A 16,212-nucleotide genomic window follows, 5' to 3' on the forward strand; every position below is an offset into this window, starting at 1 on the left:
TATGGATCGCCGCGTTTACGACCGTATGGCCGAACATGATTCCACCCATTGGTGGTATCGCGCGCGCCGCGACATCCTGGCCGATTATCTGACGCGCGAGGGGCGGCTGCCGAAAGAGGCGCGTATCCTGGAGATCGGGTGCGGGACGGGGCATAACCTGCCGATGCTGGCGCAATTCGGCCGCGTCGATGCGATCGAGATTGATCCGGCGGCGCGTGACGTGGCGAGCCAGCGGCTGGGCAAGGCGGTGGGCGATGCGCCGCTGCCGGCGCTACCCGGCGTGCCGGACGCGCATTACGACCTGATCGCGGTGCTGGATGTGGTCGAGCATATCGAGGACGATGTCGCCGCGCTGCAGGCGATGCGTGCGCGGCTGGCACCCGGTGGCAAGATCCTGATCACCGTGCCGGCGCATCAATGGATGTGGAGCGCGCATGACGTGGTGAACCACCACCACCGGCGCTATTCCAAGACGACGCTGGTTAAGGCGATCGATGCCGCGGGCCTGCGCCCGCGCAAGCTGGGCTATTTCAACTCGCTGCTGTTCCCGCTCGCCGCGGGGGCGCGGATCATGGGCCGGATCACCGGTCGCGAGGACAGCGACGATACGCCACCCGCCGCGCCGCTGAACACGCTGTTCGAGAAGATCTTCCGCCTGGAACGGCACATGGTCGGCCGGCTGCCGATGCCACCGGGCGTGTCGATCATCACGCTGGCCGAACCGGCCTGAGCCACAACGCACCCCGGCGCGAGCGCCGGGGTGAGCGTGTTGGTCGGTCGTCAACGCGGCGGCGTTGCATCCTGCGGATCGGACGTCGGCGTGGTGCCGCGCGGATCAGTGGTCGACGTGCTGGTGCCGGTGCGCACCGGCGGCGTGCCGGTCACCCTATCGGGAGTGTTCGCCGTAGGGCTGTTGGGTACGCGGCCCGGTGCGCTGCCTTGCGGTCCCATCACACCGCCATGCTGGCCGTGCTGATCCATTTGGCCGCCCGTGGTGCCGCCGGTGCTGCTGTCGGACTGTCCCGGCTGGCTGGTCATCGTACCTCCGGGTGCGCCGGTCTGGCCGGCGGTGCCGCCCGCCGATCCGCCCTGCGGGCTGGCGGTCTGTGCGGTCGCCACGGCGGGCAGCAACAGTGCGGCTGCGCCGAATAGTGCGAAGTAACGCATCTTGCCTCTCCTTGTAGATCGCCCTTCAACGGCAGCGTGGCGGGCGTCGTTCCCGCCCGGCCAAGGTAAATGGTCTTGATCCATATGTGTTTATGACGTTGGATCATGGCACCAAGGCCGCGAACGACGGTTACCAGGGCGGCGAGATGATGTGATCCCTTGTGCGATCACCGGGGCGGGACAGGAGAGACATAGCGTGACAATCCCGGCCATTGCTTTGCCCCGCCTGCTGCACATCGGCGGCGGCGCGTCGCGCCGACTGGCGGAGGTGCTGGCGACGCTGGGCCTTGCCCGGCCATTGATCGTCACTGACCCATGGCTGCTGGAAGCGGGCCAAGTCGCGGGCCTGTGTGCGGGGCTGGACGCGGCCGGGATCAATTATCGCCTGTTTGCCGACACTGTGCCCGATCCCACGGTCGCATCAGTCAAGGCGGGGCTCGCCTGCCTCAGTGCGGGCGATCATGATTGCGTCGTCGGGTTTGGCGGTGGCAGTCCGATCGACACGGCAAAGGCGATCGCGCTGCTCGCCGCACATGGCGGCACGATGGCCGACTATAAGGCGCCGCACGTGCAGGATGCGGCGGGGCTGCCGATCATTGCCATTCCGACGACGGCGGGGACGGGGTCGGAAGCGACCCGCTTCACCATCATCACCGACGAGACCACCGACGAGAAGATGCTGTGCGCCGGCCTCGCCTATCTGCCGGTCGCGGCGCTGGTCAATTACGAACTGACGTTCAGCATGCCGGCGCGGCTGACTGCCGACACGGGAATCGATTCGCTGACCCATGCGATCGAGGCCTATGTCTCGCGCCGCGCCAATCCGTTCAGCGACGGCATGGCGTTGCTGGCAATGCGCGCGATCGCGCCCAACCTGCGGCGGGTTTATGCCGATCCCGACGATGCCGCCGCGCGCGAGGCGATGATGCTGGGCGCGACGCAGGCGGGCATCGCCTTTTCCAACAGCTCGGTCGCGCTGGTGCATGGCATGAGCCGGCCGATCGGCGCGCATTTCCACGTGCCGCATGGCCTGTCTAACGCGATGCTGCTGCCGGCCGTAACCCGCTGGTCAGCGCCCGCCGCGCTTGCCCGCTATGCGACCTGCGCACGCACGATGGGGGTCGCGGACGATGCTGATGGCGACCAGCTGGCCGTCGCTCGGCTGCTGGAGGAGCTTGCCACGCTGAACCGCGATCTCGCGGTTCCCGGGCCGGCGGCATGGGGGATCGACGGCGCGCGCTGGCATGCGCTGGTGCCGGTGATGTGCGCGCAGGCGGCGGCGTCGGGATCGCCGGCCAACAACCCGCGCGTGCCCGATGCGGAGGAGATGGCGCAGCTTTATGCCGAGGTGTGGGCCGGCTGATCGGGCGGATCGGCCGGCCGTTTCCGCCTTAGTGCGCGATGACCGGTGCCGCCGTGCCGTCGTCCGCGTCCTCGTCGATCGCCACCACGCGCGGCAGGATCAGCTGGATCGCGGCGAGCGCCGCGAGATAGGTCAGCGAGCAGATCAGGAACATCGGCAGATAGCCGTGACCATTGTCGAGCGACCAGCCGGCGAACTCGATCATCGCCATGCCCGAGAGGTTCCCGGCAAAGGCGCCAATGCCGATCGCCGAGCCGACGATGCGCGCGGGGAAGATATCCGTCGTCAGGCCGAACAGGTTGGTCGAGAAGCCCTGGTGGGCGAACAGGCCGAGGCCGAGGATCGCGGCCGCCACCCAGGCGCTGTCGACACCGACCAGCACGGGGATGGGGACGATCAGCAGTGCATAGATCAGCATCGACGTCTTGCGCGCGGCGTTGACGCTCCAGCCGCGGCGCAGCAGCCGCGCCGGCAGGAAGCCGCCGCTGAGCCCGCCCAGCGCCGCCATGAAATAGACGAAGGCGACCGGCAGCCCCAGCGTGCCCTGCGACAGGCCGAAGGTGCGGTGGAACATGTCGGGCATGAAGAACAACAGGAACCACCAGACCTGATCGGTCAGCGCCTTGCCCAGGATCACCGCCCATTGCCGGCGATCCTTCAGCAGGCTGCTCCAGGCGATCTTTGGCGCGGCGGCATCGCGCGCGGCATTGGGCTGCGGCGGGATGCGCATCATCAGCCAGGCGACAACCCACACCAGCCCGAGCCCGCCGGCGATGAGGAAGGTCGCCTTCCAGCCGAACATGAGCGCCATCACCGGGATCAGCAGCGGCGTCAGGATCGCGCCGATGTTGGGCGCAATGCCGACCAGCCCGAGGGCGACCGAGCGATCCTTGCCGCCGAAATAGGTCGCAGCGGTCTTCACCGCGGCCGGCGTGCCGATCGATTCGGCGGCGCCGAGTACCGCGCGCGAGGCAACGAAGCCCGAGACGGTGGTGGCGAAGGCGTGCGCCATGCCGGCGAGGCTCCACACGCCGACACCGATGGCGAAGCCCCAGCGCAGGCCGATCTTGTCGATGAACCAGCCCGTGCCGAGGAAAGCGACCGCCGCCGCGAACTGGAAGGCGGAGGCCATGTGGCTGTAGTCGCGGTCAGACCAGTCGAATTCTGCCTGCAGCGTCGGCTTCAGCAGCGCCAGTATCTGGCGATCGACATAGTTGAGCACGATGGCGACGAACACCAGCCCGAGCACGATCCAGCGGCGCCGATCGGCGATTGTCGTCGTCGTCACAGGCCTGTTCCCCTCTTACCAGCCTGACCGATAGGATACCGTTGTCATATCTTCAATCGCGGAAGCGCCGATCGCGCGGGTTCGGCCGCGACGGGGCGCGTCAGGCGTTCTCCTCGCGGGCGATCTCATGCGCGGGGATGCGGGTGCCTTCGGCCTGGAAGCCGAGCGTGGCGCGGCGATGCACGGTGCCGGCGATATCGGCGACTAGGTACAGCGGGCGGCGCTTCGATTCGATGTACAGCCGGCCGAGATATTCGCCGATCATGCCGAGCACGAACATCTGCACCGCGCTGAGCACCGTCACCACCAGCATCGTCGAGGTCCAGCCCTGGACCGGATTGCCCTCGAAATAGCCCCAGGCGATGTAGAACAGCAGCAACAGCGCAAGGCCCGCGAGCGCGACCGACGCATGGCTGGCGAAGCGCAGCGGCGCAGTGGAGAATCCGGTGACCGCGTCAAAGGCGAGCCGAAGCATCTTCGGCAGCGGATAATTGGTTTCGCCCGCGTGCCGCTCCGCACGATCATAGGGGAAGGGCACCTGGCGGAAGCCGATCCACGCCACCATGCCGCGGATGAAGCGCGCCTGTTCGGGGAGCGACAAAAGCGCATCGAGCGCGCGGCGGCTCATGAGCCGGAAGTCGCCGGTGTCGAGCGGGATCGGCGTGTCGGTCAGCCGGTCGAGCAGGCGGTAAAAAGCGGCGGCGGTCGCCTTCTTGAACAAGGTTTCGCCGGCGCGCTTGCGACGGACGGCGTAGACGACATCGGCATTCTCGCGCGCCATCGTCGCGCGCAATTCGCCGAGCAATTCGGGCGGATCCTGAAGATCGGCGTCGATGATCAGGATCTGTTCGCCCGAGCACAGGTCGAGGCCGGCGGTCAGCGCCAGTTGGTGGCCGTGATTGCGCGACAGGTTGATCGCCACCAGCCGGGGATCGGTGGTGGCGAGATATTGCATGATCGCCCAGCTGTCGTCGCGCGAGCCATCGTTGATCAGCACGATCTCGTGATCGTCGCCCACGGCGGCGCGCGCCGCCGCCGACACGCGTTGGTGCAACAGCGGCAGCGTGTCGGCTTCGTTATAGCAAGGAATGACGATCGAAAGGGCAGGGCGGTGCATCCGCGCGGCGTTACAGGATGCTCAGGCCTCCGTCACGACCTTGACGAGCATACCGGGACGAAGCGTGTCGCGATCAGACAGGCCGTTCAGCGTCATGAACCGGTCGCGCTGCGCATCGGTATAGGCCATCTGGCGCGACAGGCTATCGATCGTGTCTCCCGCCTTGACCGTGACGATGCGCAGCTTCTTTCCGCGCACCTTGGCGGCATCCTGCGCGGTGATTGGCGCGACGCTTTCGATCAACGGAGCGAACGGTCCGATCCCGCGGCCCGCCGGGGTGACGATGGTCCAGTAATAGGTCGCCGAGGGAAAGCGGTAGGCAAGGACCGTGGCGTCGACCGACTGGCCGTTCGCGTTCGCGCGCACGGTGGAATAGGCGTAGTCCAGGCCGTTGGCGCGGCCGGCCTGCGCCGCCGGCGCGGCACTGGCACCCAGCGCGCGGAACTGCTGTGCGACGAAGGTGGGAAGGTCGCTGGTCGCCGCCGCGGCCTTGAACTGGGCCTGGCCGCCGCTGCCGGCGACCGTCACCGCATCGCTGCCATTGGCGATGCGATAGCCGGTCGGCGCGGTAAAGCGCAGGCGCATCACGGGATGGACGAAGGTTTGGCCGTTGACCACGCCCTGCCGGGGATCATCGTCATAGACCATGCCGTCGAGCCGGCGGAGGAACGCGACGTCCTGCTGCCCAACCGGTGCCGCGGCGCGACCGGTCTGCTGCGCCAATTGCCGTGCGCGCTGCACACGCTCGCGGCTGTTGGGGTGTGTCGATGCCCAGCTGGGCACCCCGCTCTGCTGCCCGGCGAGCTGCGCGTTGAGGCTGGTGGACGCGCCGAGCTGTTCGAGCATGTCGGCGGCGGCGAAGGGATTGTAGCCGGCGCCGGCGATGTACCGCACTCCTAGCGCGTCGGCGGCATATTCCTGATCGCGGCCATATTTCAGCGTGTAGAGTTGCGCCGCGCTGCGCGCGCCGGCACCCGCCAGCTGACCGATCGCGCTGTTGCCGGCGACCGCACCGACCACCCCGGCGAGGAGCGATCCGATGCCGGCGGTACGTTGACGCCCGGCGGAGTGACGCGCGGCGACGTGACCCACCTCATGCCCCATCACGCTGGCGAGCTCAGCCTCGCTGTTCATCAGCGCGAGCAGCTGGCGCGTGACGTACACATAGCCGCCGGGGATGGCGAAGGCGTTCTCGACCGGCGAATTGAGCAGGGCGACGGTGAAATCGCCCTGCGCGTTGGACAGGCCCGATTGCACTGCCACCCTTTTGCCGACCTGCTCGACATAGGCCGCCTGCGGCCCGTCATATTTGCCGCCGAACTCGGCCAGCAATTGCGGGTTGGCTTCCGCGCCCTGCGCCTTCTCACTGGCGGAGATCGACCGCGCCTGTGCGCTGACGGTGGCGGGGATGGTGACCGCCATGGTGGCGGCGGGGAGGGCGAGGGCGACGGAAAGCAGGCGAGTCATGCGGGGCAGGATCCTTTCGGTCCTGTCCTACGCGATGATCCCTGAACAGTTCCGTCGCCCTCGCGCAACAAGCGCCGCGTGGACGCCGCAGCGAAGGCGTCAGGCGGTGCGGGCCTGCTCCTCGACGAGCCGCTGCAGGATGGTCAGCGGCACCGCGCCATATTGCAGCACCTCGTGGAACTGGCGCAGGTCGAACTTGTCACCGCGCAGCTTCTGCGCCGTCTCTCGCGCGCGCACCCAGGCGGCGTGACCCACCTTGTAGCTGCACGCCTGACCGGGCTGGGTGCAGTAACGCTCGATCTCGCGCTGCGAGCGCGGGCGGGCGAAGCCGACCGTTTCGACCATGTAATCGGTCGCCTGATCGCGCGTCCAACGCTTGGTATGGATGCCGGTATCGATGACGAGGCGCGCGGCGCGGAAGAGATAGCTCTGCAGGAAGCCCGCCCGCTCCAGATCGTCGGCATAGCCGCCCAGTTCGTCGGCCAGGCTTTCGGCGTAGAGCGCCCAGCCTTCGCTGTAGCCGCTGAAGAAGCTGAGGTTGCGCAACAGCGGCTGCGGCGCCTTTTGCGCGATCGAGATCTGCAGGTGGTGGCCCGGCACGCCTTCGTGATAGGTGAGGCTGGGCAGCGAATATTTCGGCCAGTCGCCGACGTTCTTCAGGTTGATCCAGTAGATCGCCGGGCGCGAGCCGTCGAGCGCGGCGCGGCTGTAATAGCCGTTGGAGGCGCCGTCCTGAATGTCCACCGGCACCGCGCGAATGTCGAGCGGTTCGCTGGGCGGGTTGAGGATCGCCTGACCCAGCTTCGCGGTCATGGCCGCATTGCCCTCGTTCAGGCCCTTGATCAGCGCCGCGCGGCCTTCTGCGGTGTCGGGATAGACCTGTTCCGGCCGCACATTGAGCTCGTTCAGCCGCGCGCCGACATTGCCGCGCGTCAGGCCCTGCTTGCGCAGGATGGTGTCGAGCTGCGCGGTGATTTCCGCCACCTGGTCAAGGCCCATCTGGTGGACCTCTGCGGGCGAGTATTTGGTAGTGGTCGCCTGCTCCAGCGCGGCGGCATAGATGGCGTCGCCCTGCGGCACGTCCCAGATGCCGGCGGAGCTACGCGCCTTGGGACGGAGCGCCTTGATCAGCGCGATCTGACGGTCGAGCGCAGGGTAGATCTCACCCTCCACGATCTTTGCCGCGCGAGCCTGCCAGTCGCCGCCGATGTTCTTCGCCGCGGCGCGCTTTGCCACCGATTGCGCAAGGCCGCTGTCGGCCGCGGGCTGACCGCGAAGCTTCGCCATCTGGCCAAGCGTCAGGTCGAGCGAGAAGTCGGGCGCGAGATAGCCGCGCGAGGCCTCTTCCTTCTGGTTTGCCGTGTCCTGATCGAGCCGCTTGGCAAAGGCGCCGAGGCGATCGAGGTAGGCTTCGCAATCGGCCGCATTGTTGATCGTGTGCGAGGAATTCAGAAAGTCGGGCGTCGAGAAATAGCTGCCGCCCTGCTGGAAGATGGTGAAGGGGCGCTGCACGCCGTCCAGCTTGAAGCGATCATAGGGGATCGCGCGGCTTTCCAGCGAATAGAGGATGACTTCGCGATCGAGCTTCGAACGGGTCGAAAGCGGCGCGGGATCGACGGCGCGGATCGCGGCGATTGCCTGCTTCAGCTCGGCGCGGGCGCTGGCCTTTCCGGCGGCCGACTGGTCGGTCAGGCGATGCTTGAGCACGGCGTTGGCGCCCTTGTCCATGCCGAGCGAGGTGGCAAGTTCGGGCGACCGCTGCAGCGTCTGCGCGAAAACCTTGTCGAACAGGCTGTTGAGCTGGGCGTCAGCCGGGTTGGTGGCGGTGTTCGCGCCAGCGCCGGCCACGCCGGTCTGCGCGCGAAGCGCGTCAGGGATCAGGGCAAAGACGGAGGCAGCGCTTGCCGAGGCAAGGAAGGAACGACGATCCAAGTGCTTAGGCCTTTCGGTAGGAGAGCTGGCCGATCCTAGGCAAGGCAGTGATGTTGCCGCAAGTGGCCACGCGCACCATCAGGCGCCGGGCCACCGGGGACAGGATCAGACGCGCTCGGCCGCGTTCACCGCGTCCGCCGCGCGCAGCGCCGCGATCAGCCGCATCAATTGGTGCGCATCATGCACTTCCACGTCGATGACATTGGTGTGGAATTGCGTGTCGCGGGTGTCGAGGCGCAGGTTGATGATGTTCGCCTTGTGCTGACCGATGATCGTGGCGAGCACGCCCAGGGCGCCGGGCTCGTTCTTCACCTCGACCGACACGCGCGCCGTGGCGCCCTCGGTCTTGTTGCCCCATTTGACGTCGATCCAGTCGGTTTCCTCGTCCGATCGTTCGGCGAGTTCGGCCAGCGTCGGGCAGTCTATCCGATGTACCTCGATCGAGGCGTCGGGGCGGCGCAGGCCGACGATCCGGTCGCCGGGGACGGGGTGGCAGCATTCGCCCAGCTCATAGGCGACGCCGGGCGCGAGCCCCTCGATCGAGATCGCGGAGGATTGCGGCGGCGAATGCGCGACATCGGCCCCGGCCGAGCCGGGCATCAGTGCTTCCATCACCTGCGCATCGGTCAGCGTGCGGCGGGCGATCGCCTGCATCAGCGCTGCCTCGTCGGGCAGCTTCAGCCGGGTCAGCGCATGGGCCATGGCGTCGGCGCCGAGCGGGGCGGGCAGGCGAGTGACGATATCCTCGTAGAGCTTGCGGCCGAGCGCGATCGTCTGTTCGCGCTCCACCTGTCGCAGATGCCGGCGGATCGCGGCCAGCGCCTTGCCGGTGATCGCGAAGTTCAGCCAGTTGGGCTGCGGCGTCTGTGCCTTAGACCGCAATACCTGGACCTGGTCGCCATTTTCGATCGCGGTGCGCAGCGGCACCACGCGACCATTGATCTTCGCGCCGACCGCCTGATCGCCGAGGTCGGTATGGACCGCGTACGCGAAGTCGATCGGTGTCGCGCCCTTGGGCAGCTGGATCAGCTCGCCCTTCGGCGTGAAGGCGAAGATGCGATCCTGATACATCGCCATTCGGGTATGTTCGAGCAGCTCCTCGGGGCTGCCCGCGGTATCGAGGATCTCCATCAGGTCGGCGATCCAGCCCTGCTGCGTCTGCGGGCTGATCTTCTCACCCTGCTTGTACGCCCAGTGGGCGGCGAGGCCGAATTCCGCCTCCGCGTGCATTTCCTCGCTGCGGATCTGGATTTCGACGCGCTGATTCTCGTCATGGATGACGGTGGTGTGCAGCGAACGGTAGCCGTTGCGCTTTGGCGTCGAAATATAGTCCTTGAACCGGCCCGGCACCATCGGCCAGCGGCGGTGGATATGCCCGAGCGCGGCGTAACATTGGTCCTCATCCTTCACGATGGCGCGGAAGGCCATGATGTCGGACAATTGCTCGAAGTTGATGTGCCGTTCCTGCATCTTGCGCCAGATGCTGTACGGGTGCTTCTCTCGACCCGAGACTTCCGCCTCGATACCGTGGCGGGCGAGCAGGTCCTTCAGCCCCTGCTTGATCTTCTCGATCCGGTCGCCGCCGCCGGCCTGAAGTTGCTGCAGTCGCCGGGTGATCGACTCATACGCTTCCGGCTCGAGCTGCTGGAAGGCGAGCGTCTGCATCTCCTTCATGAACTCGTACATGCCGATCCGCTCGGCGAGCGGGGCGTAGATATCCATCGTTTCGCGCGCGATGCGCTTGCGCTTGTCCGGATTCTTGATGTGGTGGAGCGTGCGCATGTTGTGCAGCCGGTCGGCCAGCTTCACCAGCAGCACGCGGATGTCGCCCGACATGGCGAGCAGGAACTTGCGCAGGTTTTCCGCCGCGCGCTCGCTTTCGGTCTGCGCCTCGATCTTGGACAGCTTGGTCACGCCGTCGACCAGCCGCGCGACATTGTCGCCGAAGATCTGGCGGATCTGGTCGCTGGTGGCGACCGTGTCCTCGACGGTATCGTGAAGGATCGCGGTGGCGATCGTCTCGTCGTCGAGGTGAAGCTCGGTCAGGATGCCGGCGACTTCGATCGGGTGGCTGAAATAGGGATCGCCGCTGGCCCTTTTCTGCGTGCCATGCGCGTTGACCGAAAACACATAGGCGCGATTGAGCAGCGCCTCGTCCGCCTCCGGGTCATACTCAAGGACCCGATCCACAAGTTCATATTGCCGCAACACGGCATCGACTTGAGCAGCCGCCCCGCGCTTTGCAACAGAAAACACAGGATAAACGAAAAGGGCCCGCCCCGTCGGGGGCAGGCCCTTCTCCGTTTATCGGCGGGAGCGCCGATCAGTTGGCGGGCGCAGCGTTCGCGCTCGCCTTGGCAGCGACGGCCTTGCCGCCCTTCGCCTTGGCATTGCAGGTATCGAGTGCGACGGCGTCGAACGCCTGGCCATTGGCAGTGAAAGCGGTGAGCGCGCCAGTGCTGCGCGCGACCAGCTGGCAGGCGGCCATGTCACGCATCGGCGCATTGGTGGCGACATAGGCACCGTTGCGCAGCATCCACGGCGTGTCACGGGTCATCAGAACGGTCTTGGTGGGCGTTTCGGCCGGCGTGGCGACATAGGCGCCATTGGTCTGCGCATGGGCCCCGAAGGACGCCAGCAGCGCGGCGGAAGCGAGTACCGACTTGGCAAGCATGCGAATCATGTGGGCTCTCCCAAAACCTAATAAGCGCGACGTAAATGTCGCACATGCGAGTTTCAATAGGCAACTCGCATGTGCGAGTTGCAATCGACAACTTTTATTTGGTACTCGGCGCATGGAGCGCGATGCGCTACCTTGTTGCGTGAGAAGGAGTATCGATGGGTGAGTTGCGCGAGCCGCTAGGGGAATGCAGTCTTCCCGCCGCGCTGGAATCGATGGGTGAGCGCTGGGCGTTCCTGATCCTGCGCGCGGCCTTCAACGGGCTGAAGCATTTCGAGGAATTCCAGTCCGAGCTCGGCATCGCGCGCAACATCCTGGCCAACCGCCTGTCGCGCTTCGTCGATCACGGAATCATGGAGCGCCGCTCACTGGTCGAGGACCGGCGCAAGATCGCCTATCACCTCACCGACAAGGGTTATGCGCTGCTGCCCACGATGGTCGCGCTGCGGCAATGGGGGGAGAAGTGGGAGACCGGTTGCCCGGCCTTCCCGATCCTGGTCGATGCGCGCGACAACCGGCCGATCCAGCAGGTGGCGGTGCTGAGCCACGACGGCCGTCCGCTGGGGAAGGGTGACATGCACTGGGCGCTGCCCGGCGACCTCGACGCGCCGGAGCGCAACGACGCTGAGTAAGCGGGCCGGGCGGGGGCGTCGTGCCCGGTGCCCGGTGCCGCGTCCCTAGAGAAACAGTTCGGCCAGAAAGTCGCTCATCGCCTTCCAGCTGCGACGGTCGGCATTCTCGTCATAGCCGAAGCCGGGGGTGCGGCCGGCCGGGACTGAGGTGTCGGTGAAGGCGTGGCCTGCATGGCCATAAGCGTGGATCTGCCAATCGGCCTTGCCCGCGGTTAGCTCCTGACCTAGCGCCACCATCGTGTCCGGCGGGCAGAGCGGATCTTCCCAGCCGTGGCAGATCAGCAGCTTCGCCGTAATCGGATCGACATTGGCGTAATCCGGCCGATCGTAGACGCCATGGAAGCTGACTCCGCCCAGGATCGGCAGCCCGGCGCGCGCCATGTCGAGCACGCATTTGCCACCAAAGCAGAAGCCGATCGCCGCCACGCGGGCGGGATCGACCGAGGCGAAGCCGCGCAACGCTGCGAGCGAGGCAGCAAGCCGATCGCGCAGCAGGCCTCGGTCGGCATCGAGTTCGTCCATATATTCGGACACGTTGCTGCTTTCGCGCGTCTTGCGCCGGCCCTGGCCGAACACGTCGCAGGCCAGCGCGACATAGCCGAGTTTGGCGAGATCCTCCGCCTTCTGGTTGTCAGCTTCCTTTTGCCCCAGGATGTTGGGGCAGACGAGCACGCCCGGGCGCTGCGTCTCGACCTCATCCTCCCAGGTGATCACGCCCTCGAACGGGCCGCCGGGGCCATCATACACCAGGGTCTGCCGCACGATCGCCATCGCAATTCTCCTTTGGCGCGAACTTAAACCTTTCCCTGCGCGCTTGTCGAAGGGCGCCTCCACTCTCTAACAGCGCGGCCATCACAGGCGTCATTGCCAACGGGAGATATCGATGCCCAAGCTCGTCCTGATCCGCCACGGCCAGTCGGCGTGGAACCTCGAGAACCGCTTCACCGGCTGGTGGGACGTCGACGTGACGGAAAAGGGCGCGGCCGAAGCCAAGGCGGCGGGCGAGCTGATGGCGGCGAAGGGCCTCGATTTCGACCTGACCTTCACCTCGCTGCAGACCCGCGCGATCAAAACGCTGAACCTGGCGCTGGAGGCGATGGGTCGGCTGTGGCTGCCGACCGAGAAGCATTGGCGCCTGAACGAGCGCCATTATGGCGGCTTGACCGGCCTCAACAAGGCGGAGACTGCGGCAAAGCATGGCGAGGAGCAGGTGCATATCTGGCGCCGCAGCTTCGACATTCCGCCGCCCGTGGCCGACGCCGGCGGGCGGTACGACCTCAGCAAGGATCGCCGCTATGCCGGGATCGACATTCCCGCGACGGAGAGCCTGAAGGACACGATCGCCCGCGTCCTGCCGTATTGGGAGGAGCGGATCGCGCCGGCGCTGAAGGATGGACAGCGTGTGCTGATCTCCGCGCACGGCAACTCGCTGCGCGCGCTGGTGAAGCATCTGTCGAACATCCCGGACGACGAGATCACCAGCCTGGAGATCCCGACCGGCCAGCCGATCGTCTATGACCTGGACGACGATCTGCGCGCGCTTGACCGCTATTACCTCAGCGAACGCTGAGGCCCGACGCAAAGGCCAATTAGCATGACTGACAATGGTACGCGCGGCGGCCTGCTGCTGGGGCTGGGCGCGTACACGATGTGGGGCGTGCTGCCGCTCTACTTTCGCCTGCTCGCGTCGGTGCCCGCGCTGGAGGTGCTGGCGCATCGGGTGGTCTGGTCGGCGGTCCTGCTGATCCTGGTGGTCAGCGTAATGCGGCGCTGGAGCGCCATCCGGGCGGCGGTGAACGCGCGCACGATCGCGATGCTGGTGGCGAGCGCGGTGCTGATCGCGATCAACTGGTTGATCTACATCTGGGCGGTGAACAACGGCCAGACGCTGGCTGGCAGCCTTGGCTATTTCATCAACCCGCTGGTCAACGTCGCGCTGGGTGTCGCCATCCTCGGGGAGCGGCTGCGCAAGTGGCAGGGTGTCGCGATCGCGATCGCGGCGGTGGGCGTCATCATCATGGCGCTGTTTGCGATTGATACGCTGTGGATCTCGCTGACGCTTGCCGCCTCGTTCGGCATCTATGGCCTGGTGCGCAAGGTGGTGGCGATCGACTCCCTTGGCGGGTTGCTGATCGAGACGCTGCTGCTGGCGCCGCCGTCGCTGATCTTCCTGCTGGTTGCCGCGAGCGATGGAACGGGCGCGATGGGGCGTGACCTGTCGATCGACGTGCTGCTGGTGGTGCTCGGCGTGGTCACGGCGCTGCCGCTTCTGATGTTCGCGGCCGCCGCGCGCCGGTTGCCCTATTCAGTGCTGGCGCTGCTGCAATATGTCGCGCCGACGCTCCAGTTCTTCGTCGCCGTGGCGATTTTCGGCGAGCCGCTGCGGCCGCTGCACCTGGTCGTGTTCGGGCTGATCTGGATCGGCTGCGCGATCTTTGCGTGGGACAGCGTTCGCGCCAGCCGCACGGCGCGGCGGGCGGCGCGTGAGGCATTGGGGGCGACCGCCGCACCCTGATCAATGCGCGCCACGCACAGGTTCGCGCCCGGCGGCACCCGTGCTAACGACAGGCCTCCAGCACGCATAATGGAGGGAAGGACATGAACAGCCCGGATTCGACGGTGATCCGCCACCATCTGGTGCTCGCCAACCCCAGCCGCACCAGCTTCGATGGCCAGATCGTCGACACCTATGTCGAGACGGTAGAGCGGCTGGGGCAGCAGGTCGTGGTGCGCGATCTTTATGCGATGGGCTTTGACCCGGTGCTGCGCAACGAGGAGCGTCCGATCGAAGGCGACGGGCAGCTTTCCGACGATGTCGCGGCCGAGCTGGAGCTGCTCGGCGCGTCCGACATCCTGGTGATGGTCTATCCGATCTGGTTCGCGCTGCCGCCCGCGATCCTGAAGGGTTATGTCGATCGCGTGCTGGGCTCCAACTACAGCTTCCGCGACGTGCAGGCGCAGGCCGGGCATCCGGCGGTGAAGGGCAAGCCGCTGCTGTCGTTCAGCACGTCGGGCACGTCGCTGGCCTGGCTGCACGAAAAGGGGCAGGTCGGGTCGCTGCGCGAGATCTTCGACGCTTATCTGTGGCAGGGGCTGGGGATGACGCGGGCCGAGCATATCCGGATCGATTCGGTCGTGCCGGATATGGATGCCGATTACGCCGCCGAGCAGCTCGAGCGGGTCCGTTCCACTGCCGAGCGCACCTGCGCCATGCTGTTGAGCGATCGCCATTCGGCACGAACCGCGGGGGTGATGTCACGCACGAACGACTGATCCGGCGACTGAACGCCAGCGCGTCAGCCGCGCGCGCCCTCAGGCGGCGAACAGTTCCAGCTGTTGCTTCCTGGGGGCGACGATCGGCTTCAGTTCGGCCTTATCCGTGAGCGCAATGGGCCGCCAATCATCGGCGACGATGAAGGGGCGGATCTTTGCGATCGACACGGTCAGTCGTGCCACGTCGGCGAGCCGAAGGCGGCGCCAGCGGCGGCTGGTTAGGATGTTCGCTACTGCCTTGGTGCCGAGCCCCGGCACGCGCAGCAGCAGTTCGCGCGGCGCGCGGTTCACGTCGACGGGGAAGCTATCGCGGAACTTCAGCGCCCAGGCGAGCTTGGGATCGATATCGAGCGGGAGCATGCCGGTGGCATCATCCGCCGCGGCGACGACTTCCTTCGGTTGAAAGCCATAAAAGCGTATCAGCCAGTCCGACTGGTAGAGGCGATGCTCACGCATGAGCGGCGGGCGCTGCAGTGGGAGGACGGCGGAGGCGTCCGGAATCGGGCTGAACGCGGAATAATAGACGCGGCGCAGATCGTAGCGGTCGTAGAGCGTCGCGGCCTTGGTGACGATGTCCCCGTCGGTCGCCGCATCGGCGCCGACGATCATCTGCGTCGATTGCCCGGCCGGTGCGAAGGTGGGGGCTGACTTGTAGCGCTTCTTCGCGTCGCGCGTGTCGAGGATCGAGGATTTCAGGCCCTTCATCGCGCCCTCGATCCGGCCATTGTCCTTTTCCGGCGCCAGTCGCTTCAAGCCGCTGACGGTGGGAAGTTCGACGTTGATCGACATGCGATCGGCGTAGAGCCCGGCCAGGTGGATCAGTTCCGGATCGGCGTCGGGGATCGTCTTGAGGTGGATATAGCCGCGGAAATGGTGATCCTCGCGCAGCGAGCGGGCGACCTCGACCAGTTGCTCCATCGTGTAGTTGGACGAACCGATGATGCCGGAGGAGAGGAACAGCCCCTCGATATAATTGCGCCGGTAGAAGGAAAGGGTGAGGTTCACGACCTCCTTCGCGGTGAAACGCGCGCGGCGGACATTCGAACTCTTGCGGTTGATGCAATAATGGCAGTCGAAGATGCAGCTGTTGGTGAGCAGGATCTTCAGCAGGCTGATGCAGCGGCCGTCCGGCGCATAAGCGTGGCAAATGCCCATGCCCTCGGTCGAGCCGATGCCCTTGCCGTCGCGCGAGTTGCGTTTGGTCGTTCCCGACGATGCGCAGGAAGCGTCGTATTTCGCTGCATCCGCAAGGATTTCCAGCTTCTGCCTGACATCGAGCTGCGCCATTTGTTC

Annotated in this window: 15 protein-coding genes; 6 read left to right on the forward strand and 9 right to left on the reverse strand. The window is 66.3% G+C overall.

All coding sequences use genetic code 11. From position 1 onward, the window contains the following. Window position 1 precedes the first annotated feature (1 nt). Window positions 2-730: a class I SAM-dependent methyltransferase gene (locus CA236_RS00545; protein WP_046409958.1), complete on the forward strand. Its 729-nt coding sequence runs from the start codon at window positions 2-4 to the stop codon at window positions 728-730. A 50-nt stretch (window positions 731-780) separates the two neighbouring features. Here the strand turns inward: CA236_RS00545 and CA236_RS00550 are convergent, their stop codons facing one another. Continuing rightward, window positions 781-1,167 (reverse strand): hypothetical protein, encoded by a 387-nt coding sequence (locus CA236_RS00550; RefSeq protein ID WP_125944134.1) that lies wholly within the window; start codon window positions 1,165-1,167, stop codon window positions 781-783. Between the two features lie 196 nt (window positions 1,168-1,363). On the opposite strand from CA236_RS00550, the gene CA236_RS00555 reads away from it, so the two are divergent. Next, complete coding sequence (locus CA236_RS00555) at window positions 1,364-2,530, forward strand: iron-containing alcohol dehydrogenase (RefSeq protein ID WP_125944135.1); 1,167 nt, start codon at window positions 1,364-1,366, stop codon at window positions 2,528-2,530. 28 nt (window positions 2,531-2,558) lie between these two features. On the opposite strand, the gene CA236_RS00560 is transcribed toward CA236_RS00555, so the two are convergent. From CA236_RS00560 to CA236_RS00585, 6 genes are all read right to left on the reverse strand, one after another. Beyond that, window positions 2,559-3,818, reverse strand: a complete 1,260-nt coding sequence (locus tag CA236_RS00560) for an MFS transporter (RefSeq protein ID WP_231621969.1) — start codon at window positions 3,816-3,818, stop codon at window positions 2,559-2,561. A 100-nt stretch (window positions 3,819-3,918) separates the two neighbouring features. Further along, window positions 3,919-4,935 carry a glycosyltransferase family 2 protein gene (locus CA236_RS00565; RefSeq protein ID WP_125944136.1) on the reverse strand — a complete coding sequence of 339 codons (1,017 nt, stop codon included), beginning with the start codon at window positions 4,933-4,935 and terminating at the stop codon, window positions 3,919-3,921. A gap of 21 nt (window positions 4,936-4,956) precedes the next feature. Then, the gene (locus CA236_RS00570; protein WP_206430476.1) at window positions 4,957-6,402 is read right to left on the reverse strand and encodes a M48 family metalloprotease; all 1,446 of its coding nucleotides are present in this window, start codon (window positions 6,400-6,402) and stop codon (window positions 4,957-4,959) included. A gap of 99 nt (window positions 6,403-6,501) precedes the next feature. Further along, window positions 6,502-8,334 carry a DUF885 family protein gene (locus CA236_RS00575; RefSeq protein WP_125944137.1) on the reverse strand — a complete coding sequence of 611 codons (1,833 nt, stop codon included), beginning with the start codon at window positions 8,332-8,334 and terminating at the stop codon, window positions 6,502-6,504. Window positions 8,335-8,439: 105 nt separating this feature from the next. Further along, window positions 8,440-10,545, reverse strand: a complete 2,106-nt coding sequence (locus CA236_RS00580) for a bifunctional (p)ppGpp synthetase/guanosine-3',5'-bis(diphosphate) 3'-pyrophosphohydrolase (RefSeq protein ID WP_125944138.1) — start codon at window positions 10,543-10,545, stop codon at window positions 8,440-8,442. Window positions 10,546-10,657: 112 nt separating this feature from the next. Continuing rightward, entirely contained in the window at window positions 10,658-11,017 is a 360-nt protein-coding gene (locus tag CA236_RS00585; RefSeq protein WP_046409966.1) for a hypothetical protein, read from the reverse strand. Between the two features lie 155 nt (window positions 11,018-11,172). On the opposite strand from CA236_RS00585, the gene CA236_RS00590 reads away from it, so the two are divergent. Continuing rightward, window positions 11,173-11,646, forward strand: coding sequence for a helix-turn-helix domain-containing protein (locus CA236_RS00590; protein WP_125944139.1), 474 nt, complete (start codon window positions 11,173-11,175; stop codon window positions 11,644-11,646). A 45-nt stretch (window positions 11,647-11,691) separates the two neighbouring features. Here the strand turns inward: CA236_RS00590 and CA236_RS00595 are convergent, their stop codons facing one another. Next, the gene (locus CA236_RS00595) at window positions 11,692-12,417 is read right to left on the reverse strand and encodes a dienelactone hydrolase family protein (protein ID WP_046409969.1); all 726 of its coding nucleotides are present in this window, start codon (window positions 12,415-12,417) and stop codon (window positions 11,692-11,694) included. 112 nt (window positions 12,418-12,529) lie between these two features. On the opposite strand from CA236_RS00595, the gene gpmA reads away from it, so the two are divergent. The 3 genes from gpmA (at window position 12,530) to CA236_RS00610 (ending at window position 14,919) form a co-directional block, all read left to right on the forward strand. Further along, a complete protein-coding gene (gpmA, locus tag CA236_RS00600) occupies window positions 12,530-13,216 on the forward strand; it encodes a 2,3-diphosphoglycerate-dependent phosphoglycerate mutase (RefSeq protein WP_125944140.1) in 687 nt (228 codons plus the stop codon). Between the two features lie 24 nt (window positions 13,217-13,240). Next, window positions 13,241-14,161 (forward strand): EamA family transporter RarD, encoded by a 921-nt coding sequence (gene rarD / locus CA236_RS00605; RefSeq protein WP_125944141.1) that lies wholly within the window; start codon window positions 13,241-13,243, stop codon window positions 14,159-14,161. Between the two features lie 83 nt (window positions 14,162-14,244). After that, complete coding sequence (locus tag CA236_RS00610; protein ID WP_125944142.1) at window positions 14,245-14,919, forward strand: NAD(P)H-dependent oxidoreductase; 675 nt, start codon at window positions 14,245-14,247, stop codon at window positions 14,917-14,919. A 39-nt stretch (window positions 14,920-14,958) separates the two neighbouring features. Here CA236_RS00610 and CA236_RS00615 read toward each other — a convergent pair whose 3' ends face one another. Continuing rightward, on the reverse strand, window positions 14,959-16,206 hold the full coding sequence (locus tag CA236_RS00615; protein ID WP_125944143.1) for a putative DNA modification/repair radical SAM protein: 1,248 nt from the start codon (window positions 16,204-16,206) through the stop codon (window positions 14,959-14,961). Window positions 16,207-16,212: the final 6 nt, after the last annotated feature.

It is taken from the genome of Sphingomonas sp. ABOLG (assembly GCF_003950435.1).
Lineage (GTDB): Bacteria > Pseudomonadota > Alphaproteobacteria > Sphingomonadales > Sphingomonadaceae > Sphingomonas > Sphingomonas panaciterrae.

Excerpts from the sequence above, each read along its gene's own strand:
- CA236_RS00545 (WP_046409958.1), top strand. The coding sequence starts at position 2 with ATGGATCGCCGCGTTTACGACCGTATGGCCGAACATGATTCCACCCAT.
- CA236_RS00550 (WP_125944134.1), bottom strand. The coding sequence starts at position 1,167 with ATGCGTTACTTCGCACTATTCGGCGCAGCCGCACTGTTGCTGCCCGCC.
- CA236_RS00565 (WP_125944136.1), bottom strand. The coding sequence starts at position 4,935 with ATGCACCGCCCTGCCCTTTCGATCGTCATTCCTTGCTATAACGAAGCC.
- CA236_RS00570 (WP_206430476.1), bottom strand. The coding sequence starts at position 6,402 with ATGACTCGCCTGCTTTCCGTCGCCCTCGCCCTCCCCGCCGCCACCATG.
- CA236_RS00585 (WP_046409966.1), bottom strand. The coding sequence starts at position 11,017 with ATGATTCGCATGCTTGCCAAGTCGGTACTCGCTTCCGCCGCGCTGCTG.
- CA236_RS00590 (WP_125944139.1), top strand. The coding sequence starts at position 11,173 with ATGGGTGAGTTGCGCGAGCCGCTAGGGGAATGCAGTCTTCCCGCCGCG.
- CA236_RS00595 (WP_046409969.1), bottom strand. The coding sequence starts at position 12,417 with ATGGCGATCGTGCGGCAGACCCTGGTGTATGATGGCCCCGGCGGCCCG.
- gpmA (WP_125944140.1), top strand. The coding sequence starts at position 12,530 with ATGCCCAAGCTCGTCCTGATCCGCCACGGCCAGTCGGCGTGGAACCTC.
- rarD (WP_125944141.1), top strand. The coding sequence starts at position 13,241 with ATGACTGACAATGGTACGCGCGGCGGCCTGCTGCTGGGGCTGGGCGCG.
- CA236_RS00610 (WP_125944142.1), top strand. The coding sequence starts at position 14,245 with ATGAACAGCCCGGATTCGACGGTGATCCGCCACCATCTGGTGCTCGCC.
- CA236_RS00615 (WP_125944143.1), bottom strand. The coding sequence starts at position 16,206 with ATGGCGCAGCTCGATGTCAGGCAGAAGCTGGAAATCCTTGCGGATGCA.